General features: G+C 26.4%; 20 protein-coding genes and 3 pseudogenes. 19 read left to right on the forward strand and 4 right to left on the reverse strand.

Translation table 11 applies throughout. The features are described from left to right. The first annotated feature begins 431 nt into the window (after positions 1-431). From pepF to BR69_RS0104250, 4 genes are all read left to right on the forward strand, one after another. Positions 432-2228, forward strand: a complete 1797-nt coding sequence (gene pepF, locus BR69_RS0104230; protein WP_027632076.1) for an oligoendopeptidase F — start codon at positions 432-434, stop codon at positions 2226-2228. 257 nt (positions 2229-2485) lie between these two features. Continuing rightward, a complete protein-coding gene (locus BR69_RS0104235; protein WP_027632077.1) occupies positions 2486-2944 on the forward strand; it encodes a GNAT family N-acetyltransferase in 459 nt (152 codons plus the stop codon). Between the two features lie 293 nt (positions 2945-3237). Then, on the forward strand, positions 3238-4107 hold the full coding sequence (locus BR69_RS0104245; protein ID WP_027632078.1) for an alpha/beta fold hydrolase: 870 nt from the start codon (positions 3238-3240) through the stop codon (positions 4105-4107). A gap of 233 nt (positions 4108-4340) precedes the next feature. Beyond that, positions 4341-5942 carry an ATP-binding cassette domain-containing protein gene (locus BR69_RS0104250; protein WP_027632079.1) on the forward strand — a complete coding sequence of 534 codons (1602 nt, stop codon included), beginning with the start codon at positions 4341-4343 and terminating at the stop codon, positions 5940-5942. A 107-nt stretch (positions 5943-6049) separates the two neighbouring features. Here BR69_RS0104250 and BR69_RS19885 read toward each other — a convergent pair. Continuing rightward, a pseudogene (locus tag BR69_RS19885) lies at positions 6050-6340 on the reverse strand (ASCH domain-containing protein). A 631-nt stretch (positions 6341-6971) separates the two neighbouring features. Between BR69_RS19885 and BR69_RS0104260 the strand changes: the two are divergent. The 6 genes from BR69_RS0104260 to BR69_RS0104285 all read left to right on the forward strand — a co-directional run bounded on the left by BR69_RS0104260 (position 6972) and on the right by BR69_RS0104285 (position 11957). Beyond that, entirely contained in the window at positions 6972-7886 is a 915-nt protein-coding gene (locus BR69_RS0104260) for an alpha/beta fold hydrolase (protein WP_341349675.1), read from the forward strand. Between the two features lie 531 nt (positions 7887-8417). Continuing rightward, positions 8418-9275 (forward strand): DUF2785 domain-containing protein, encoded by an 858-nt coding sequence (locus tag BR69_RS0104265; RefSeq protein WP_027632081.1) that lies wholly within the window; start codon positions 8418-8420, stop codon positions 9273-9275. A gap of 43 nt (positions 9276-9318) precedes the next feature. Further along, positions 9319-9525: a GNAT family N-acetyltransferase gene (locus BR69_RS0104270; RefSeq protein WP_278246082.1), complete on the forward strand. Its 207-nt coding sequence runs from the start codon at positions 9319-9321 to the stop codon at positions 9523-9525. 43 nt (positions 9526-9568) lie between these two features. Further along, positions 9569-10189, forward strand: coding sequence for a GNAT family N-acetyltransferase (locus tag BR69_RS0104275; RefSeq protein ID WP_051623484.1), 621 nt, complete (start codon positions 9569-9571; stop codon positions 10187-10189). A 748-nt stretch (positions 10190-10937) separates the two neighbouring features. Then, entirely contained in the window at positions 10938-11162 is a 225-nt protein-coding gene (locus BR69_RS0104280; protein ID WP_027632084.1) for a hypothetical protein, read from the forward strand. 12 nt (positions 11163-11174) lie between these two features. Continuing rightward, positions 11175-11957 carry a GNAT family N-acetyltransferase gene (locus BR69_RS0104285; protein ID WP_027632085.1) on the forward strand — a complete coding sequence of 261 codons (783 nt, stop codon included), beginning with the start codon at positions 11175-11177 and terminating at the stop codon, positions 11955-11957. A gap of 198 nt (positions 11958-12155) precedes the next feature. Here the strand turns inward: BR69_RS0104285 and BR69_RS21410 are convergent. Then, positions 12156-12368 (reverse strand): annotated as a pseudogene (locus BR69_RS21410) (IS30 family transposase); the annotation flags it as partial. Positions 12369-12480: 112 nt separating this feature from the next. Here BR69_RS21410 and BR69_RS0104290 point away from each other — a divergent pair. The 8 genes and pseudogenes from BR69_RS0104290 to BR69_RS0104320 all read left to right on the forward strand — a co-directional run bounded on the left by BR69_RS0104290 (position 12481) and on the right by BR69_RS0104320 (position 19596). Next, a complete protein-coding gene (locus BR69_RS0104290) occupies positions 12481-13029 on the forward strand; it encodes a GNAT family N-acetyltransferase (protein ID WP_027632086.1) in 549 nt (182 codons plus the stop codon). 573 nt (positions 13030-13602) lie between these two features. Then, positions 13603-15138, forward strand: a complete 1536-nt coding sequence (locus tag BR69_RS19890; RefSeq protein WP_051623485.1) for a GTP pyrophosphokinase — start codon at positions 13603-13605, stop codon at positions 15136-15138. Positions 15139-15416: 278 nt separating this feature from the next. Next, positions 15417-16045: pseudogene (locus BR69_RS22120) on the forward strand (Type 1 glutamine amidotransferase-like domain-containing protein). 381 nt (positions 16046-16426) lie between these two features. Then, entirely contained in the window at positions 16427-17083 is a 657-nt protein-coding gene (locus BR69_RS0104305; protein WP_027632087.1) for a hypothetical protein, read from the forward strand. Positions 17084-17127: 44 nt separating this feature from the next. Then, positions 17128-17553 carry an MBL fold metallo-hydrolase gene (locus BR69_RS22125; protein ID WP_242840652.1) on the forward strand — a complete coding sequence of 142 codons (426 nt, stop codon included), beginning with the start codon at positions 17128-17130 and terminating at the stop codon, positions 17551-17553. A gap of 22 nt (positions 17554-17575) precedes the next feature. Further along, on the forward strand, positions 17576-17875 hold the full coding sequence (locus tag BR69_RS22130) for an MBL fold metallo-hydrolase (RefSeq protein ID WP_242840659.1): 300 nt from the start codon (positions 17576-17578) through the stop codon (positions 17873-17875). Positions 17876-18185: 310 nt separating this feature from the next. Beyond that, positions 18186-18821 (forward strand): PIG-L deacetylase family protein, encoded by a 636-nt coding sequence (locus BR69_RS0104315; protein ID WP_027632088.1) that lies wholly within the window; start codon positions 18186-18188, stop codon positions 18819-18821. Positions 18822-19074: 253 nt separating this feature from the next. Then, positions 19075-19596, forward strand: a complete 522-nt coding sequence (locus BR69_RS0104320) for a GNAT family N-acetyltransferase (RefSeq protein ID WP_027632089.1) — start codon at positions 19075-19077, stop codon at positions 19594-19596. Between the two features lie 460 nt (positions 19597-20056). On the opposite strand, the gene BR69_RS0104325 is transcribed toward BR69_RS0104320, so the two are convergent. Beyond that, positions 20057-21211, reverse strand: a complete 1155-nt coding sequence (locus BR69_RS0104325) for a ribose-phosphate pyrophosphokinase (protein WP_423219667.1) — start codon at positions 21209-21211, stop codon at positions 20057-20059. A 515-nt stretch (positions 21212-21726) separates the two neighbouring features. Here BR69_RS0104325 and BR69_RS0104330 point away from each other — a divergent pair. Further along, a complete protein-coding gene (locus tag BR69_RS0104330) occupies positions 21727-22569 on the forward strand; it encodes a GNAT family N-acetyltransferase (protein ID WP_027632091.1) in 843 nt (280 codons plus the stop codon). Between the two features lie 190 nt (positions 22570-22759). Here the strand turns inward: BR69_RS0104330 and BR69_RS19905 are convergent, their stop codons facing one another. After that, positions 22760-23149, reverse strand: a complete 390-nt coding sequence (locus BR69_RS19905; RefSeq protein WP_084315252.1) for a YmaF family protein — start codon at positions 23147-23149, stop codon at positions 22760-22762. Positions 23150-23691: the final 542 nt, after the last annotated feature.

A 23691-nucleotide genomic window follows, 5' to 3' on the forward strand; every position in this document is an offset into this window, starting at 1 on the left:
GATATAGTAAATTGTTTTATGCATAAAATGTAAAATAATTCATTTAAATGTTGCAAAAAGAACCAATAATAATACATTAAATTACATAAAAAACTTTAAGTGGGGGTTATAATAGAATAAATAAAAATATGGTGAAGCAATTATAAAGATTTGTTCTGTGAAAATTTGAGATATTAGAGAACAATTAAAGAGTGTTAATAGATATATATAGTTCAATAAAAACTAATATGTCAAGTTCTTTATGAAGTACATCTAATGGTGATTGGAAGACGTGGACAAGAGGTAGGGTTAATATCCTAGAGGTAGGAGATGATCATGCATCAATACTAAAAAACTAATATTTAGATTGTCAAAAGTTATAAATGAAATACTAAAATAGAATTTAAGAATGGATGAATATTAATAGATAAATTTAGAGATGGAGGGAAGTCATGAAATTACTAACAAGAAATGAAATAGATAATAAATATAAATGGAATATAGAAAATTTATATAAAGATATAGATGAATGGGAACTAGATTTAGAAAAAGTAAAAATCCAATTGCCTGAGTTAGGAGCATTTGCTGGAAAGATTAATAATAATGAAAACCTTTTAACATACATAGAGAAGGATATTCAGGTTTCAAGGATTTTAGACAAGCTTCGTAGTTATGCTTATTTAAGAGCAGATGAAGATACTTCTAAGGCCGAGTTTCAAGTTATTAAAGGAAAAATAAATTCATGTTTATCAGAATCGGCAAGTATATCAGCCTTCTTTATTCCAGAACTATTAGGTTTGCCTCACGGAAGTGTAGAAAAGTTTATTGAGGAGTCAGAAGAACTTAAGATTTATGAGTTTTATCTAAAAAATATTTTAAGTGAGAAGCCTCATATATTAAGTGCAGAGCAAGAGAATATAATATCTTTATTTAGTGATACTTTATGTGCATCAGAGAGTACATATGATATCTTTACTAGTTCAGATATAGCTTTTCCTAAAATAAAATATGAAAATGGAGATGAAGTAGAATTAACATCTGGTAATTATAGTATTTTTATGAACTCAAAGAATAGAGAAGTAAGAAAAGCTGCATTTAAAACTTATCATGACACGTATAATAAGTCTAGGAATATGTTAGCTACGCTTTTCATGTCTAATGTAAATATGGTTACCGTTGATGCAAAGATAAGAAATTATAAATCATCCCTTGAAAGTTGTCTTAAACCTAATAACATTTCAGTTGAGGTATATAATAATTTAATTGATACTGTTAGTAAAAATTTATCATCCTTTCATAGATATATTAAGCTTAAAAAGAAATTGTTGAATCTAGATGAAATTCATATGTATGATTTAGCTGTACCCATTGTGGATATTGAGGAAAGCAAGATTAAATATGAGGAAGCTATAGAAATTTGTTTGGAAGCAATAAAACCATTAGGAGAAGAATATTCAAATATATTTAAAGAAGGTATTAAAGAAAGATGGATAGATGTATTTGAAAATAAAGGCAAATGTACAGGAGGGTATTCAAGAGGGTGTTATGATAGCATGCCTTATATACTTTTAAACTATAATTATCTATTAGGGGAAGTGTTTGGATTAATACATGAAATGGGACATTCCATTCATTCCTATTATTCAAGAAAAAATCAACCTTATATTTATTCAAGATATGCGTGGTTTTGTGCAGAAATAGCTTCTCATACAAATGAAGCTCTGCTTAGAGCTCATCTAATAAAAAAAGCAAAGGATAAAAAGGAGAAATTATATTTCATAAATAAGGAGTTAGACTCTATAAGATGGCAAGTCTTTACTAGGACTATGTTTGCAGAGTTTGAAAAAATAATTCATGAAAATATAGAATCTAATAATCCTTTATCAACAGATGACTTATGTAAAATATACCATGATCTAAATGTAAAATATTTTGGACCAGATATGGTCTTAGATAAAGAGGGGGATATTGGTTGGGCTACTATACCACATTTTTATGCTAACTTTTATGTTTATCAGTATGCTACAGGGTTAGTAGCAGGTACAGCAATTAGTAAAATGCTAATTGAAGAAGGAGAAAGTGCTGTAGAAAGGTATAAAGAATTTTTGAAGAGTGGAGGAAGTAATTATCCAATAGAACTTCTAAATAAAGTAGGAATTGATATGACAACACCTAAACCATTAGAAGATACTATAAAAAGATTTGATGAGCTTTTAGATATGATGGAAAAAGAATTAGGTAGTGAATAGAAATATATAATATATAATTTTATACAATCTATAAATTTGAAAAGTTTCCTTTTAATGTTTAGAAAATAGATAAAAGTTGGAGGGGAGTTACTACTATGGTTGCGAGTAAAACAGGCTAAACGTAACTATTGGAAATGATGCTGAACAATTCTATGATAAAATGGGTTTTATAAGCTTAAAAGAAAAAGGATATGTAAAGAAGCATAGTTTATAATGATATTTTTTTATTATATAAGACTTAGAGGGGAGAGGAACATATGGAAGGAATTATTATTAGGGAGTATCAACAGGAGGATTGGACTAGGTTGATAGAAATCCACGACAATTCCCGTATTATAGAACTACAGTTTGCAGGACTAAGAGATGCGTTTATTCCACTTGCTGAGGCTGCTTTTAAGGAGGGTTTATTTGATTATACCCTTTGCGTTGCTTTAGTTAAGGGTAAAGTTATTGGATTTGTTGCATATTCAGAGGATGAACTTGCGTGGCTGTATGTTGATCCATTATATAATTGTAAAGGGGTCGGTAAATGTATGGTTAAGTATGTGATTGAAAATACATATAAAAGGCCCCTTTGTGTGGAAGTCTTGGAGAAAAATGAACCAGCAATACATTTATATAAGTCAATGGGCTTTGAAACCATTAATATATGTTCAGGAGTAATGCCTGGTAATGAATTGTTTAATGTTACAGTGCTCTGTATGGAGAGATTATAAGATGCATGGACTGATAATATGATTTTTGTCATAAATAATACAAATTGCACAGTTGTATAAGATATCCAATTAACACCTGGTGCTCTTATATTATTGAAGAAACTCAAAAATAGTTTTTTAGGATATGAAAATAATTAAGAGCACTCATAATCAATTAGCCTACATATAGGTTGTAATTTAGAAATTACAAATAAAAATAAAAGATGACGTATGATAAGTGACTTTTATGCTTTAAATATAAGAACTTTTATGAAGTATATCTTAAAAGATTTTAATAAGAAAGGAGAATCTGTATGAATGAATTGAATTTTGATTATAAAATTATTGGTAAGGGTAAAACAGTACTTGTTATAGAAACAGGCATAGGGAGCTCATTCTATGATTGGTATTCTCTTGTAGAAGATCTAAAAGAAGACTTTACTATTGTTTTATATCATAGATGTGGCTATGGAAAAAGCCAAGATCCAAAAACCTCTAGAACTACAAAGAATATTTCAGAAGAACTAGATTCCCTTTTAGAGAAGATAGGAATAAAAGATAAATTTATTTTAATTGGCCATTCTTTTGGAGGGTTATGTGTACAGCATTATGCAAAAATCTATCCTTATAAATTGAAAGGCATAATGTTAATTGACTCTACCTCCTTCAATTTTGAACAACTGTATATGCTTGATACACCTGTTATGAAATCTCTCATTTCAATAGATAAAATGGTAGAGAGTAATATTAATTCTTCAAAAAAATCGAAGGAAGAATTAAGGGAGCAAAATAGAGATATAATTTCAGCTTATGAAAATCGTGTAAGTGATTCAGACATGAAGTTAGTAGAAGAATTTTTTACAAGTTCTAGACTTCATAAGACTATTGCAGAGGAATTTCAAAATTGGGATATAGATAGTAATGAAATTAAAGATATTGATGAATTTCCTAATATTCCACTTATAGTAATAGCAAGAGATAATAAGGTAACTGAAAGAGGTTGGGTGAAATATAATATTCCAGAAAAGGAAGCGATTTTATATGAAAATCAGTGGCGTAAACTACAAATTGAATTATCAGAGCTTTCAGAGGAAGGTGGTTTAATAATTGCTGAAAATAGTGACCATGAAATTTATTTAGATCGACCTGATTTAATAATTCAGAGTTTAAAGACATTAATATAGTATCTTTTATGTGATAAATACATTTTCTCTATGATATATAAGTAAGAGTAATTATTAGAATTAACTTTTATTTATATATGAGGGGTTAAAAATATATAGTGAAAAGAACTTGTTTCTGTCTTTTTAGAAGTATTAGAAGATAAACATTTCTGCCTACAAGCAGCAGAAGATATTATATAATTTTCAGTGTTCATATAACTTAACAGAACGGTAGGGCTAAAATGGAGGTTAGTATGATAAAATACTTTATTAGATATATAAAAAAATATTGGGTTATGTTCTTATGTTTTTTAATTATGACATTTATTATATATGTTATAGAACTTGCAGTACCTTATATTTTTAGTAAGTTTATAGATGATATAACTGTTAATAAAAATATTAATACAATATATATATCCAGTGCATTAATATTAGCTTTAGTGATTATATATTTATTTTTTAGTTTTTATAAGGAGGTAATATTTAATAAATGTGCAGGAAAAGTTAGATTTGATATGTTAGATGACTGTGAAAGTCATATTGAAAAATTACCCATTAAGGATATAAATAAGTTTAATCCTGCTTACTTAAATGAAAGACTTAATAATGACATATTAAATATAATACTATTCATTTTTAATAACCTGTGTAATTCCATTATTAAAATTATAGGGGTAATAATTTTAGGCGGAATAATAGCAACTATAAATGTAAAAATATTTTTAATTATGGTTATTGTTGCTTTGTTTAATGGACTAGGGTTTAGTTTTTATAACAAAGAACTTTTTAAAGTAGGATATGACTATAGAGAGGCAAATAATAAATTTTATGGAGCTAATAATGACAGACTTAATATGATGAAGCAAACTAAAATAAACTCATGGTTTGATGTGGTCAAAGTTAAAGTTTCAAATTACTATACCATTCTTTTAGGAGTAAGTATTGATTATTCAAAAGTATCTGCAAAACTTAGGAATATAGGGTACTTATCAAAATATCTGTCCTTAATACTGCTTATTATATTTGGAGGATATGAATTCATAAATGATAACTTGACTATAGGAGAATTTATATTAGTTTATAATTATACAAATATTTGCATGAATAATATGGAGTTTTTTCTATCATTAGGCCAGAATTATCAGCATGCTAAAGTTTGTTATAATAGAATGAGTGAAATTTTAACATTGAAAGAGGAGATTAATGGAACAAAGATTATAAATGCTATAGATAGTATTGAAGTAAAAGATTTATATTTTGGACATAATTCTGAAAAGATGCTTTATGAAGGACTCAATCTTACTTTTAAAAAGGGAAATATATATTGTATTAAAGGTGAAAATGGTTCAGGAAAAAGTACATTAATAGATATATTGACTGGAATTAGATATGACTATAGAGGTGAAGTTTTATACAATAATAACAATTTAAGGAGTTTAGATGCTAATTATTTAAGAAAAAATTTAATATCAGTGGTAGAACAAGAACCTGACATGATAAACATATCTCTTAAAGAAAACTTAGTTTATGGTCTTGAGGATTATGATAATAAAAGATTAGAAGATTTATGTGAAGGTTTATATTTAGATAATAGAGTGAAATTTAATGATAATGATACAAATTTATCAGGAGGAGAAAAACAAAAAATATCTGAGATAAGGGCACTTTTGAAGAGACCCAAGGTTATTATATTAGATGAACCTATATCTGCATTAGACGCAAATAGTATAGTAAAACTAAAACATATATTAAATGAAGAAAAGAAAGATAAAATAATTATATTAGTTACTCATAATGAAGAGTTGTATTCCATTATAGATAATTTTATAACTCTTGATAATGTGGGGATTTGATGAACGGTGGTTAAGATATATTCTGTAATTTTATATTTGGATTTGATAGATATAAGTGTTAATAGAGTAAAAATAATTTTAAAATTATTTTTACTCTATTATAGTATCTATAGTTGATATACTGATTCAAAATATTCAAAAACTACAGGCATATTATCAGTAAATTCATAACCCAGTTCTTTCCCATCCTCTTTGAAGAAACGAACATGCCCTTTAACCCAAGATTCTAATGTATCATCTTCTCCCTCATGTTTACAAATGTCATAAGTAATATCTTAAAATGGGATAATTGTTACCTTAGTAGTTTCAATAACACATCTTGGTATTCCTTCCCAATCAGTAACAATACTTAAATCACCAACTTTAGGTATAGGCTCACCATCAAGCTCATATTTCAATAAACTACTTACTGTAGCTTTTTTTTACCAATTAAAACTAACCTCAACAATTCATTTGCCCATCTTTCAGTCAATTCGAAATGAAATACTTCGAAATATTTTGTTGATTTATCTCTGTTTGTTTCTCTTAAAAATGTTTCCTAAAATGTATTGATTTTTTCCAGTGAATACTTTTCATTTTCCATTATTTATACCCCCAGTGAGTTTTTCTTCATCCTTTATTTTGGCATCATAGGTTAAATGTGTAAAAAGTAATTTTAACAATATTTAACCATACAATCACTTAAATGGCAATGGATTTGTGGTAGGTTATGTATTTTATTAAGGATATTAAAAACAAGGACATTATATTTGATTTATATATAATGTTGTTAAGAATTATCTAACTTTAGAGGAAGTTAACTGATTAAATAGAATAGCAACTATGTATTTTAATTATACTGAAAAGCTCGAAAAAAATATAAATAGATAATGGGAGATTGGCAAATTGAAAAAGAAAGTTAAAGTACTGTTTATATGAGTAAAAGTTATAGTTATGGAGTTGTTAATATGCGTGAAAAAGCTATATTATAAGAGAAATATTTACAAATGTGTAATTTTATAATGGTATAGCTAAAAAACTATTAATAAATTGAAAAGGGGAGGAAGTATGATTAAATTAACTGATATTGATGGAAGAAAAGTGGAATATTTATTTACTGGTAATGGAGAAGATATAGTTGTTATTATGCTAGGCATGGGAGGTTGTATTTATGATTGGTTAGAAATTGTGAACGAAATATCAAGTTTCACAAGGGTTATAATAACTCATAGGCCTGGTGTTGGAAAGAGTGAACTTCATATGAACGGCAGTAATACATGTATAGCATCTGAGGATTTATATGCACTATTAAATCAATTAAATATAAATGAAAGAGTTATATTGGTAGGTCATTCTTATGGTGGTTTATGCGTTCAACATTTTGTGAGGCTGTATCCGAAAAAGGTAAAAGGTTTACTTCTTGTTGAATCTGCTTCAATTTATAGGCAAGATAAGTTTGATAAACTTCAAACTCCTGTATCAGATGAGTTCGGTTCAGATGAAGTATATATAAGTTTATGGAAAAAATACTCCCAATATACTAAAGAAAAATTATTAGAAGAGTTAAAACCTAGTTTATCAAGTAAGGAACTTGGATTACCAAAGGAGATACAAGAAGAAATTATAAATATTAATGTGAGTGCTAATATGTATGCAAATCAACTTTCAGAAATACTTGATTTAAGAAATGATGTAATAAATATGAGAAAAGTGCATCCTTTTCCTAAATGTCCCTTAATAATATTAATTCAAGATTCAAAATACGCTATAAATGAAATGGAAGAAGAAGGTATACCTAAGATAGAAGCAGAAAGGATTGTAGATTTAGCCCATACTTTGTCTTATGGTTTGCAAGAATTGTCAAGCAACAGTAAAATTATCACTGTTGATAATAGTAATCATTGTATAAATGAAACTAGGCCAGATGCTATTATTGATGCAATAAAAGAGCTGTTGAATATTTAAGGATATGGTTAAATATCATATGTATAATATTAATTTTTAAAAGTATAAGGGATATATATTGCACAATTTAAACTCCATTGATATACTGCTGGCAGTTTTAACTTTAATATAGATGATTTAATTATATTAAAGTTAAATGATAACTTATTAAAATTTATCAATTATAACTTAGAGTATAATTTTAGTAGGCAAAGGTAGTAAAAATACTACAAAAAATAATAAAGGTATGTAAAATAATGAAAAGTATAAAATAGCCTCTGAACAAATCATAAAATAAAAGTTACATTTATGATTCACAAAAAATGAGCCATATAATACAAATTATCCTTGGTATTTGTATTATATGGCTCATTTTCATTTATGAATTAAGTATTAGGTTGTTCCAATAAAAGGTCTAATGTTACTATAGAGTAAAAAATTAGGTTAAGCAATTAACTATTAGCACTTTAGAAATATTTAAGTAAGATAGAAATAGTATATTCATTATTTAAATAATATTAAAATTATTTCTGCTAGTTAAGGAGGATTATGATGAATACAGTAAAAGAAATGAGAATGGAAAAGAAAGAGATAAAGACATTATTAAGAAATATAAAAGATAATAAATATGCAGTACCAGAGGGGGTGAACCCATATAAATTATCCTTAGATATGATGGATTATATAGGGGATATTGATGGTGAATTGCGTAATGACTTGGCTTGTTACGTTCTTCTAGAATGGATAGTGACGGATGTTCTTACACCTGAAGAAGCACATGACATATTTGTGATAGCATTAGATGAAAAACGTATTTTAAATGGATTGGGAAAAATTGATGATACGGTTTTTGGCAGATCCTTTTCCGTTGAAGTGGCTGCATGTATAATCTATAAACACAGGAAGCTTTTATCTGATAGTGATATTTTAAAAGCTTTCAATACAGTTTTGAAACTTTATAATGAGGACAGGGATGTAAGAGGATTTGTAGAAGGTAAAAGCTGGGCTCATGGGGCTGCCCACGGTGCTGATGCCCTGATGGAGCTTGCACAATGCCAAGTAATAGGATATGAGGGACTAAAAAAGATATTAGATTCAATATATAAAAAAATTAATATAAATTATTACGGATATATTAACAACGAGGATGAGCGTATGATATCAGCTGTTAAGGCAGTTTTGGAAAGAGATATAATTCCTGTAGAAGAAATTGAAGAATGGATCAGAAGCTTTGGTAACATAGAAAAAGAAGGTATAGTTCCGGATTATTTGTTTATTGAATTTAATGTAACTCTTTTCTTAAAAAGCTTATACTTTAGACTTGTTGCTAATACGAAGTATGACCAAATAGCAAAAATAGTTAAAGAGGTGCTAAAGAAAACAAGTCGTTTTGGTGAGGACTACTCATAACCACCTGATTTTGGGACTTATGTCAATATATTAGACACAGGAACTGGTTGATTATTGCTTTAATATTATGAAGCTTAAAAGTCTTATTGCCTTTGCAAAACCAGAAAATATTGCATCGAATAGAGTTATAAAGAAGCTTGGATTTAAGTTTCAACACTTTGTTAATGGATTACCAGAAAAATTAAGTTTTTATAATGGTGAACATTATTATTTATTAACTAAGGAAGAATTTTTTGAAATAGTAAAGTAATCATAAAAAATTTACTTAGTGACTGAAAGGAATGATAATTATTATGTGTGATAGAAAGGCTACAAACCTTAATAACGTAAATTCAAAAAATATTTTTACAATAGAATGTAAGGATTTAGTATTAAGGGAGTTCCAAGTAGAAGATTTAGATGCAATATATAATATCACCTTACAATCTGAAATAAAGGAGTTTCTGCCTGATTGGATAGCACCAAAGGAAAAACGTAGAGAATGGTTAACTAAATATGAAATTAAAGAGAATAAGGAGTTTTTAGATGCTGTTCCTAATATACCTAATATTAAAGGACATGCTCTTAGATTAGGAATTATATTAAAAGAAACAAATGAGTTTATTGGTTGGATTGTTTCAGGTTTAAAAGATGAATTACCTCCACCAAATAGAGAGATAGGCTATGCTATTTCAAAAGATCATACATGTAAGGGATATGGAACTCAAGCAGCTCAAGGGCTAATAAAATACTTATTTGAAAACACTAATACCGATGTGTTAAATGCTACCGCATTAACATATAATACCCCTTCAAATAAGGTAATAGAAAAATGTGGTTTTAGATTAATGGGTACTATTGAAATTGAAGGTCATGATTTTTACTATTACAAACTAAGTAAAAGTCAATGGATAGATGAAAACAAAGAAAGCTAAGAACAAAAAGTTATAGATAAGCAATAAATAATTATTATTGAAATTAATTATTTATTGCTTATTCTAATTTGAAAATAAATTGTTATATAGATGCATTAAAAGTTTCACTTATCTATATGAAACTTTTATTGTGTAATATAGGAATCATATAAAATCTTATGATAATGATAGAGGTTTTTAGACATAAATAAGATGAGTTTATCCCCACAGAAGTGTGAATTTACTTCTTTTTTAAAGAATTATTTTTTGATTAAGACTATGTAGAAAAGAAGAAAATAATTTTAGGTAATAAATGAAAAATCACATAATGATATAAGAAACTAGTAAGTAAGAAAAGCTACTACTTATTAAAAATCAAATAATTTTATAAATAATTCTGGACTTTGAATGCTTATATAAAGTTAAGTATATATAAATGAACAAAATATTGTAAAAATAAATAATGCAAAAAATAAATATACATATTGATTTTATCCTAATTCTCCATTTGATATTTAATGGTTTTCAAAAATAGTAGTTTATAATTAAAGAATTATATAATTAAACTAAATTCTAAAAATGAAATATAATAAATTGCTTTATGCATAAAATGTAAAAAAAATAGTTTAATTGTTGTAAAAAAATAGTAAAAACAGGGCATTAATATACAAAATATTTCCAAAATAACGTTTATAATATAAAAAAACATAAATGTGAAAGACGATTTATTTGGAGTTATAAAGTAAATAAAAACATTAGCGAGGTAATTGTGAGAATTTATGCTGTAAAATTTTTAGATAGTAATGAAAAAATATTAAATAATATCTCCTCGGGAAGTAATTTAGATAAAAGATACAAAATAGAAAAACTTATTAATAAAAAGGATAAGATTAGAACATTAATTGGGGAATTATTAATCAGAACAATAATGGTTGAAAGGTTAGGAATAAAAAATAAAAATATAACATTTGAAAAAATAAATTTATTTGGATAGGAGCTAGATGGAATGATTGAAATTTTAGAAGTTAAAGCTGAGGAAGAAGCAAGTAAACTAAAAAGTGAGTATATTGAAGGTTTAAAAACTCCAATAGATGGTTTTTGGCAGAATGTGGAGGTGGTTAATTCAAAATGTTATGAAATTTTGTACAATGGTAAAGTTGCAGGGCACTTTTGTGTAAATTCGCGTAAAATATTAGTACAGTTTTATGTTTCTAAAGAATACTACATGAATGTAGAAGAAATTTTTAAATATATTATTACAAGTGAGATAGTAGAAAAAGCGGGGGTTTCTACAAAAGAACCAGAATTTATGGGGTTATGTCTTGACTATCAAAAAAATATAACTGTAGATTCATATCTTTTTACAGATAATGAAAAAGTACGATATGAATTAAATAGTTTTTCAAAGCTATCTTTTAGATTAGCTCAAAGTCAAGATATAGATGAAATAAAAAATAAATGTGATCTGGCGTTTGAGGGATATTATGAGGAGTTAATAGATAATGATCAGTTATTTGTATTATATGATAATGACAACTTACTTGGAATTGGAGAATTTAGAATAATTAAGACACATGGAGAAAAATATGGTGATATAGGTATGAATGTGGTTGAAAAATATCGTAGAAATGGAATAGGAACTTATATTAATGTTAAGTTAAAAGAACATTGCTATAACAAAAATTTAATTCCAATGGTTTGTTGTGATGTAAAAAACATTATATCTAAAAAAACTTTAGAAAAATCAGGCTTTATAGCTGATCATAGAATTATATTTTGTGAATTCTAATTATTAAGAGTTAATAGGATTAGTATAAATACTGAAATTTTATCAAATGGTATAGAAATTAATTTATAAAATGAAAAAACTATAACAAGTGGAGAGATGATTAAGATTCTTATATCTTAAATACCTTTCCTTGATAAATTGCAATAACAAATTCAACTAATTTTTATTTATTACTTAAACACTTGAATTTTTAAGCAGAGTATAGTCAGATATACGGTTCCCTTTCGGTATAAAACGGCGTATTAGTCCATTTTGATGCTCATTAGTTCCTTTTTCAAAAGATGAATATGGGTGAGTGAAATATACCTTTGGATCAGTTTTAGCTTCAAGTGTGGATAAATCAGCAAATTCAGAACCCTTGTCACCAGTTATTGTCTTAAAGACTTGGCTAAACTGTTTCCTTTTACAATTAGTCTTAAAAATAAGTAATATATTATGAAAAGTTTTAACAACATAAAAGGAAGGAAGTGAGTATTTAGTGAGTTTTTGTATTTATTACATAAACTTTAACTAAATATAAATTATGAATTTATGTAGTAGAGAAACTAATAGATTAGTGTTAAGAGAGTTTATAAAGGAAGATTTAGAAGATGTACATAAATATTCATCTGATACAGAAGTAGTAAAATTTTTGACCTGGGGACCTAATACTGAAGAGCAAACAGAGAAATTTTTACATAATGTTATCAGTTGTAAGGAAGAAGAACAAAGAAAAGATTATGATATAGCTGTAATATTAAAGGAAGAAGGAGCCCTAATTGGAGCATGTAAGATTCATATAGATAGTTTTCACAATAAGGAGGCTTCTATAAGCTACTGTTATAAAAAAGAATTTTGGGGTAAAAATTATGCTGCAGAAGCAGGAAAAGCTATGGTGAAATTTGCTTTTAATGAATTAGGTATGCATAGAGTGTACGCTACATGTGATCCTGATAATATAAAGTCAGCTAGAGTTTTAGAAAAGATAGGAATGAAAAGAGAGGGATTTCTTAGAGAGAATAAATTAGTGAAGAATCAGTGGAAAGACTCATTATTATATTCAATTATAAGTAGTGATATTATTAATAATTAATCTTAGATATAGTTGGGAGTTGCAAAGTCTAACCTAGTAGTGTTAGACTTTGCCCTTTTTAGTTTAAAGAAAATAAGTTTTAAAAGCTAAGTTAGGAAAAATATAGTTGTAACAGCTTTAGTTCTTAAGAGGAAAATAAAATAGATAGAATTTTAAATAATGTATGTTAAAATGATATTATTATAAAGAAGTTTATAATAATTTTAAAAATACACCTATATATTAAAGGTTTAGAGAGTATAAAAATTTTATCCTATAAAATTTTATATATTTTCTACATGTTATATATAGAAAATGTATCAATATTTTAAAAAGTAAATCTTATGAGATAGTTTTACTAAGCTGTGATTATTGTAAGAAGTGTGACATAGAAGATATATTTCGAAATACAAAAACTATCAGATAGCAAAATAATAGTAAAAATAGTTGTAAGGGAATCGAATTATAAGTTTATGAAGTAAATGTTTATTCTTATTTCTTAAATTCTCTACTTGTAACACAACTGACATAAATAAATTGTAGAATTATATATAGGTTGGCAAGAGATTTCACACTAAAACTAGGAGGACAATTATGGAACTAAAGATGTTTAATTTTATTGAAGAAGTTATAGATAATTTAGAGGAACTAAAGGATGAATTACAAAATGATGCTAAGGATTTAGCAATATATTTTGAGGATTTATTAGAAAATATTAATGATGGAGATATAAGTGTTAATTCAAGAGTAAAATCATCTTCTAGTTTAAGAGAAAAAATAATAAGAAATAACTATTATAAAAAGTACAAGTCAGGTGAAGATATTATACTAAATCTCTCAGACTTAATAGGTGTTAGAATAGAATGTAGATTTATTGAAGATGAAATGAAGATATATAAACTACTTAAAAAAATATTTAATAAAAAAGATACTAATGGATATCATTATAACTCTTTAAATAAAAATATTAAATTAGAGTTATCTAGTAAACAGCCACAGGAACAAAAAAATGGATTTGAAATCTTTAGGATAGATGGAATTTATGAAACAAACCATAGAACAATAAAATTCGAGCTTCAAATTAAATCATTAGTCAATATCTTTTGGGGGGAGCTAGAGCATAAAATAATATATAAAAATAATAATTATAGACTAGCAGATGGATTTTTGAAGGAACTTATGGGATCTATTAAGAAAAACCTTGCAATGATAGATAATCAGCTTCTTATGATTTACAACCAATTTAAGGATACAAATAGTATAGATCCTATGATAAGAAAGTCACAACTAGAAGTATTTCTTTCTAAGATTATCTATGAAATTTTTTCAGCTAAAATGAAAGATAGTATTGGATTTGGAGTTGATTTTAAGAAATCCTGTGATACTATAATGAAATATATTTTTAGAACCAGTAATGCTGAAAACTTAGAGGAGTATAATAAAACAATACTAAAAACAATAGATAGACTAAATAGTATTAGTAAAAATCACGTTAACTTTAACAAGGAGATAGAGTTTGAAAGAGATATACATTTTGAAGATGACTTTTCTAATAAAATTGGATCTATTCTTTTAAGTTTAATAAATAGTGAATTCCAATGGAATTTATTCTTTAGAATATTATTTGAAATAGAGCTTGGAAATAATGCAGAGGATTTTGAAACCTTCATAAACTTTATAAGAAATAGATTTTATGAAAATAATAGTTTTTATAAACTGCAAGAAGTTTTTAATGAGGAAGAGTTTATAAACATACAAAATTCTATTATGCTAACAATAGCAGATAGTTTTGAAGCAGTGGATTCTATAGAGTTTATATATGATGATAAAATTGAGGAAGTAAATGAGGCAATAAGTTCATTTATAGATTTTATATGTGAAAATATAGATACATATGAAGAGTGGATAAAAACTAATAATGTGGGGTTAAACTTGCTTTATTATAAAGTTTTATCTATCTTTAATTGTAAGATTGAAACCTATAGGGTAAAAGATATTATTGAAGAAATTAAGGAATGTAATTTAAAAATAGAAATAAGTAAAAGTATCTTTAAATATATAGATAAACTAGATGATATGGATAGAATAAAAGCTGAAGAGGCAATAAAATTTTTCAAAGTTGATTTATAAATATTCTTCATAAATAAGACTTAAATATATGAAAAAAGGATTATTATATATAAATTAGAATTATATATAATAATCCTTTTTAATGGAGACTATGACAAGGTTGAAAAGGAATTAATGGTTATATTTAAATATGGTATTTAAATCAAAGAAATCTTTAAGCTTTTAATTAAATATATAGACAAAAAGTTGACCCACAATAAGAAGTATAAAGAGAGTCTAGACAATATATAAAACTATAAATTCAATTCATAAAAATATTATAAAAAAGGAGGAAGTTAATGAAGAAGATAGTATTATACAGTGATCAAATAAAAGAAGATAGAAAGTTGGATTATGAGCTTTTAAGATTGTTAAATAAAAAAAATCCATCAATAGCCTATTTAAGAGGATCTTCAGATTTAACAGGAAAGTATTTTAATTATGTGGTTGACTATTATGGAGATTTAGGGATTACTAATGTAAATTACTTTGATTTAGATAGGGAATATGACAAAGTGAAAATTAGCCATATATTTAATTATGATGCAATACATCTTTCTGGTGGAAATACCTTTCGTTTTCTCAATTTATTAAGAGAAACTAATGTATTAAACCACTGAAGTCCTATGTAGAGAGTGGGAAAGTTTTAATTGGAGTTAGTGCAGGAAGTATAATAACAACTAAAAGTATTGATACAGCTAAGTTTCTGGATGAGGATATTGTAGGGTTAAATGATAGAAGTTCTTTAGGTATTGTGGATTTTGATTTTATTCCTCATTGGAATAATGATCAAAGTGAAGAAAAATTAAAGTTACTAAGAACCTATTCTAATCTTAAAAATAGAACAATTTATGCTTGCAAAGATGGGAATGGTATAGTTATTGAAGGAGAAGATATTAAATTTATTGGAGATATTATAAAGGTTTAATTACGGTTTATGGTGTTAAGGGATTTACTATATAGGATAAGACTCATAATCTCCTTTCATCAGCGGGATATTTAAATAAAAAGATTACAAAAGCTTATTATTCAGAATATTTCAAATATATGCAAGAATGATCACATATCTAATTATAATACATGGATTGTTTATGCTATCTCAAAATATAATAGAAACAAAGGTTATACTACACAAACTATTAAAACACTAATTCACTATTTATTTTAAAAATAAATAGTGATATTTTAAGTACCTTAAATTTATCATTGATAATATAAATATTTACAATGATAAATTTAAGGGATAAAAGCTTTAATAAGAAAGATTCATAAAGTATATGTATAAAATATCTTGAAAGTAGGATAGCGAATGAAATTCTCAGAATTTTTATCAAAACAAAATTCTATATATTCAGAATTTAAAGATACATCTAAAATTATATCAAATGGATTAACTCCAAGAGTGTTTGAAAGCCAAGGGGGATACCTTATAGCATATGGTCATCCGGAAAATATAGTAGCTGGTGTCAAAAGCTTTTCTGAAAAAGTCAGTAATATTGTTCCTACAATTAAATATAATGAGGAGAATGTACATACTACATTATGTACATTTCAGATATTAGATAATTTTAAGGTTGATACTAGGGTATTACAGAATTTATCTAGAATTATTCATTGTAACTTACCTTTAATAAAAGATGTAAAAATAGAATATAATGAATGGCTAATAAATCAAGATAGTGGAATTGCCATGGGACAGCCTAATAGATCATTTTGGGAAAATACTAAAAAAATAGTTGAACATGGGGTAAAAATAGGTATGAATCTTAAATATCCTTGGGGAGCACATATTACAACAAATAGATTTTTAGCTAAAGTATCAAATGAACAAACATTAGAGCTATTAAACCTATTTAAAAATAACAAACCCTTGGGTATAAGCACCCCAATTTACGTTGATATTGGTTATTTTATCCTTAACCCAAAAGAATTTAAACTTAATGTTTATGAGAGATTTCAATTGTAGTAGTATAGGGTTTCTGTAGTGATTAATATTGTAGGAGGATTATAATGATTAAAATAATATTTATGGGTACTAATGGCTGGTTTGATTCCAGCATAGGGAGTACCACATCAATTCTTATTGAACATGATGATTATTATGTAATATTAGATGCTGGCAATGGTATTTCAAAGCTAAAACATTATATAAATTATGAGAATCCAGTTTATCTTTTTCTGAGTCATTTTCATATAGATCATATATCAGGTCTCCATACTTTATCTATGAATAAGTTTTCAAAAGGCTTATATATTATTGTTCAAAATGGTGGCAGGAAAGTAATTAAACAGTTTATGAATTCACCTTTTACACCTCCTATAGAAAACTTACCTTTTCATACAGAGATAATTGAAATTAAGGAAAATCTTAAAAACCTTCCTTTTAAAGCTACATTCTTACCTTTAGCTCATACCCACTACAACTTTAGGATTTAGATTTGAAATAAATAATAGAATTATAACTTACTGCACTGATACTGGTTATTGTAAAAATGCTCTTAGGTTATCTAAAGATGCTGACATATTAATTACGGAGTGTAGCATGAAAACTAATGAGGTTAGTGATAATCCTATACATTTAAATCCAGAATTATCTGCTAAAATTGCAAAGGAATCAGATGTGAAAAACTTATTTTTAATGCACTTTGATGCTAGTAGGTATATAAGTGTAGAGTCTAGAGTTGAAGCAGAAAAGAGTGCAAGAGAAATATTTAGTAACTCATATGCTAGTTATGATGGGTTAGAGGTGGAAGTTTAAATTAGAAAAGATAAAATATATTTATGAAATAATATATAGTAGCACTTACAGGCAATTAGCTAAAGTAGGTGCTTTTTATTATTACCAAATATTTAGAATAACATATGAAATTCTTTTAAAAAAGACTATATTTGTAAAGGAGAATATTGTAAAATATACATATATATTGTTAATAATTGTAATGGAAATTTCCAATTATATATAATAACATTGATCAATATAACCTTTAAGGGGATATGGTGATTTATAAATTTTAAACTTATGATATAAATAATTTTCATAAGATGATTTTAGGGGTGGGGTAAAGAAAATGAATATTCTAGCAATAGGTGCACATCCAGATGATATAGAGTATGGGTGTGCAGGTACATTACTTGAATTTAAAGAAAGAGGACATTCTATACATTTTATTATTTTTACTGATGGGGGTAATTGGAGAGATAAAAATAGTGATATAAGAATAAAGGAACAATTATGTGCTTGTGATAATATGGAAGTAGATGATGTTATATGGATGGGAGCAAAAGATGGAAATATCAAAACAGATATTAAATTAATTGATAAAATAGAGAAAATAATATTGGAAAAAAATATAGATGTGGTTTTCTGTAACTATCCTAGTGATACTCATCAAGATTATATTGAACTAGCAAATATAGTAAGATCTGCAAGTAGATTTAGTAAAAATTTATTATTTTATGAAGCATTGACATCTACGGGATTTGAGCCTAATTTTTATATTGATATAGGGGAATTTATTGATAAAAAAATAGAGGTATTGACTTCCTTTAAGTCTCAGATCAATAAATATGAAGAAAGAGGTATTGATTACCTTGATATGATTAAAATTAAGAATAAGTTATATGGATTTAAGTCATCTTGTAATTATGCAGAGGGATTTTCAGTTGGCCATTTATGCTATACTAGTTTTTTTGATAAGGTTTAGTATTATAATATAATAAATCTTATAATATTTAAATAATTTGAGACTAAACTGATTATAAAGAAGGATATGAATAATTAGTAGTGTACGTTATTTATTTCTTTGACTTTTTAAGAATACAAATAAGTGATGTGAATCTAATTTTAAAGTAGTTATAAATACAATGCTTTTGCTAATGGTGAAACTTAGATAGCTTATATATTAAATGATATACGAACTTTTGAATTTAAATAGTGTCAAAGGAGTGTTACTATATATGTTTTTTTATAACTTAGAAACTGAGAGATTATTCCTTGATAATATAGATATTAGTCACAGAGAATTTATATTTAGTCAATTTTCAAATGATATGGTGAATAAATATTTGTTTGATGCGGAACCATTAAAGGATGTATATGAAGCTGATGAAATCATTAAATTTTATACAATACCAGAGCCACGCTTTCAGCACAGGTGGGTTATTAGAAGGAAATCAGATAATATAAATATAGGTACTTGTGGGTTCCATTGCTGGGATACACAAAATTCTAAGGTTGATGTTGGATATGACCTTAGAAAAGAATTCTGGGGTAATGGTTATATGGAAGAGTGTATGAAAGAACTTATAAAGTTTGCTAGGTATAAGATGAAGGTGAAAGAAATAAATGCATGTATTTATTTAGAAAATGAGAAATCTATAAGACTTGTAAAGAATTTAGGGTTTTCTATATCAAGCTCAAGTGTTGAGTTGTTTAGGGGAAAAGAATACTTACATAATATATATGCACTTTTCTTATAGGATATTTTTAAAACGTGTTTAGATTACCTTTTACTAGTTTATCAATGGATGCTTCTAATAAAATATTAAGAAAAATACTAAAGCGAGATAAAGCCAATATACTCTTCTAAAAAGAGGTTTATATATAATTATTTTAAGCGGATAGAGTTAGATAGATTTTTATTAAATTTACCACCAGACTATATCTTAAAATGTAAAAATTCTTAATTAGATAATTTATAAAGTATAAAAAGCCTGCAATTAGCAGGCTTTTTATACTTTATAAATTTGGAATACTATGTTTTTCTAAATAAATTCTATTTAGATGATGAATTTATAAGTTAGATACTAATATCTATAGAAATTATGAGTTATATCTCTTATTATCTTAATTTTATTGCTATATATGTTATACATAAAGTATAAGTTAAACTATATTTTCTCTTATTCCTTAACTATTTAATTTATTTTAAATAGTAGATTATAATACATTTTGACTTAATAGATGTTTAATGCCATTAGTAGCATCTAATAGAGGAGAGATTGATTTATCATGATTAAGATTATATATTATCTTAGCAATAAATTCGGACATATCTACTTCATAGAACCATTCTGCATCTTTAATCTCTTTAGGGATATAGTTCATATTAGTAGAATATACTTTTTTGATTATTCCTTCCTCATAGAACTTTTGGAACTTATCTATTCCTTCTGTAAAGAAAGCAAAGGTAGATGCAACGTATATATGTTCAGCTTTTCTCCTTTTTAATTCTAATGCAATGTCAAAAACAGATTCTCCAGATGCTATCATATCATCAACTATTAATACATTTTTACCTTCAATGGATCTACCAATGTACTCATGTTGGACTATTGGATTTTTACCCTTAACAATTATTGAGTGATCTCGTCTTTTATAAAATAACCCTACATCAAGTCCTAATACGCTAGAATAGTATATAGCCCTATCCATTGCCCCGGTATCAGGACTAATAACAAGCATCTTAGTTTTATTTATTAGTAAATTCTTCTCTTCTTTAATAAAAGTCTTAACAATTTCATATGTGGGATAGAGGTTTTCAAAAGAAATTAGTGGAATAGCATTTTGTATAGTTGGATCATGAACATCAAAGGTTAAAATCTCTTCAACTCCTAATCTCTCTAATTCTTGTAATGCTATTGCACAGTCTAAAGATTCTCTTCCTTTACGCCTATGTTGTCTTGCAGCATAAAGTAAAGGCATAACCACTGTAATTCTTCTAGCTTTTCCACCTATGGCAGAAAGAACTCTTTTAATATCCTGAAAATGTTCATCAGGCCCCTTGCGGTTTTGAAAGCCAAATAGTTCATAGGTACAACTATAATTACTAACATCACATAGTATATAAATATCTTTTCCTCTTACTGTATCCTCGATTTTCACCTTACCTTCTCCATTAGCAAAACGTATTTCATCTATAGGAATAATATAAGATTCTTCTTTTATTTCCTCCTCTCTTAGAATTCTACTCATTTCATATTTCATTTTAGCTACTATGTGTTCATTAATTTTATTTCCTATGTCTTTACAACTTTCTAAAGCTATAATTCCAAGTTGTCCATAAGGTTTTAAGTCTAATAAATCCATTTTCATATCCTTAGCTCCTTTATCTGAATTTTAATTACACTATATTGATTTATCTAAATTTAGAAGATAAGTTTTATATTTTTCTTAGTTGTTAGATAGATTTATATCATAAAATATAGTTAATATTTTATGATATAGTACGGAAATAATTATTTGAGTATTAATATTACTATATAAATATATTTTAAAAGCCTAAACTTTTTATTACTATGAAAATTAACTATAACCAAGATTTATTTGGTTATAATTAGATTATTTACAAGTTAATTCAATAACATCATACAACTATATTCTATTACTTTTTTAGATTCTTTCAAGACTTTTTATAAATATAAAGAGAAATATATAATAATATGAATTTAAATACTGAAGTGAAGGTTCCTAATTGACAGTATTTGTATTTAAATGATATATTTATGTTGTAAATAATTACAAGTTTTTAGATTCCATATAATGATAGTGAATGGAGAAAATCATATATTTAAGAATTTTAATCAATAAAAAGAGGGGAGAAGCCTTTCATGGAAGAATTAAAAAAGAGCGAATTTACTAGCGTTCTTCAGTTATTACATGAAGAAAAAGTACATTCATCATTTGCATATGCAGTATTAGAAGGGAAACAACCTGGTAAAGTTTATGTGGATACTAAGGAGAAACCTAGTTGCTGCTTAATAACTTGTAAAAGTGGCAAATATTTAGTTGCTGGAGATACTGGAAATCTTAAGTTCAATAATTTTATATCAGATTATTTATATAATAAAAAAAATCACAAAACTTATTTTGACCTTTATAGTTCCTCAAAGGAATGGGTTAAAAAGATAGATGAAATCCTTGGTGATAATGCAGCAAAGTTAAGTAGACAAGTATTTCAATGGGACTCTTCAAACTTATCTTCAATTTCAACATGGAGCCAAAGTATACCAGAAGGATTTGAATTAAAAAAGATGGAGACTATTTTATTTGATAAATATGTAAAAGAAGTGGATTCTTCATACAAAGAATCATGGGAAAATTCTTATAATTTTATTTCAAAGGGTTTTGGATTTTGTATATTAAAAGACAATGAATTTGTTAGTGTTTGTAATACATACTATGTAAGAGAAGGATTTGCAGAAATTGATATTGTAACAAATAATAAATTTAGAAAGCAAGGCTTTGCTTTAATTACATGTTCAAAATTTATAGAATACTGTTTAGAAAATAATATTAAACCTATATGGGACTGTGATAATGGAAATGAAAGTTCTAAAGCTTTAGCAATTAAATTAGGATTTAATAGTGTAGAGACATATGAAATGCATTGGTGGCATGAGAATAAAGATTTTATTGATTCCTATTTAAAGAAGTTTAAATATAATAATTAGAATTATATTCTGTTGTTATAATCTTATCTATATGTTAATAGGAGAATTTTTATTTTCAGTACAAAGAAGCATAAAATATTCATTAAATAAATATGATATATGTATGAGATATACTTATACAATAAAGATGATAGCAGATAGACTTATTTTTTAATAAATCCATCTGCTATCTTAATTTTAAAATAATATATTATAATAATGGGCTTTCAATTAAGGTGGTAAATACAAAGTTGTGTTTGTGGTCATCTACAAAAGTTGTCATACCTGTTACTACATGAATATGCTTTCCATTATTAAGATTTACGGCAGGTCCAGTCAGAATACAAATTGCATGAAAGTGATCAAAAAAGTCTGTTCTTACAGCAATTCTATGAACATGAGAGTTTCCAAAAGGAATAACCTCGCCTGTAACACCAGCAAAACGGTGATTATGTCTATCATCACCCTCCTCAGCAAGTTTTGTACTTCCTAAGAATTCATGAACGTGGGTCTGCTCTCGTTCATGATTGCACGGTCCTCTATCATGATTTTCTTCTTTATAGCACTTTGCTGTACTATTTCTAGAATCATTATAATTCATAACAATGCCCCCTTAAAATAAATGAATATGTTATATAATATGGCCACCATAATAGGTTTGGCATTTAAATTATGGAAATAAGTCGAATTTAAAGAGATAAATATTTCAAAAATATAGATAACTTATAGATAGTAGACTCTTTTGAAATTATAATTTTAAAGGAATGGATATATGATATAAAATTATATTAGGTTTTACTTCAATGTTCTACCATAGAATCTATTAAATGTAAAAATCCCCCTATGTAATCAATACATAGTATAAAGAAAATTAGTTTTTAACATATAAATTCATCCTTTAATTTTTATAGGGTTTTCAATTCAAAACTTATCTTATGCACTACTTAAGATCTAAGGCTTTAAATGATTTAAGTGCATGTATAGTTAAGGTTCAAGGTAAAAACCCTATAGAGTTCCTCAATCTAAAATTAACTTAACTATGTTATTTATTCATTAATAAATCAAACTTTTAAGGGATGTATAAGTTAAGAACTGACATAGTAACTTTATAAAACCTATAATAATAAAAGTTATGACTTATTT

Origin of the sequence: Clostridium hydrogeniformans DSM 21757 (assembly GCF_000686705.1) — a bacterium.
In the GTDB taxonomy this organism is placed as follows: Bacteria; Bacillota; Clostridia; order Clostridiales; family Clostridiaceae; genus Clostridium_Z; species Clostridium_Z hydrogeniformans.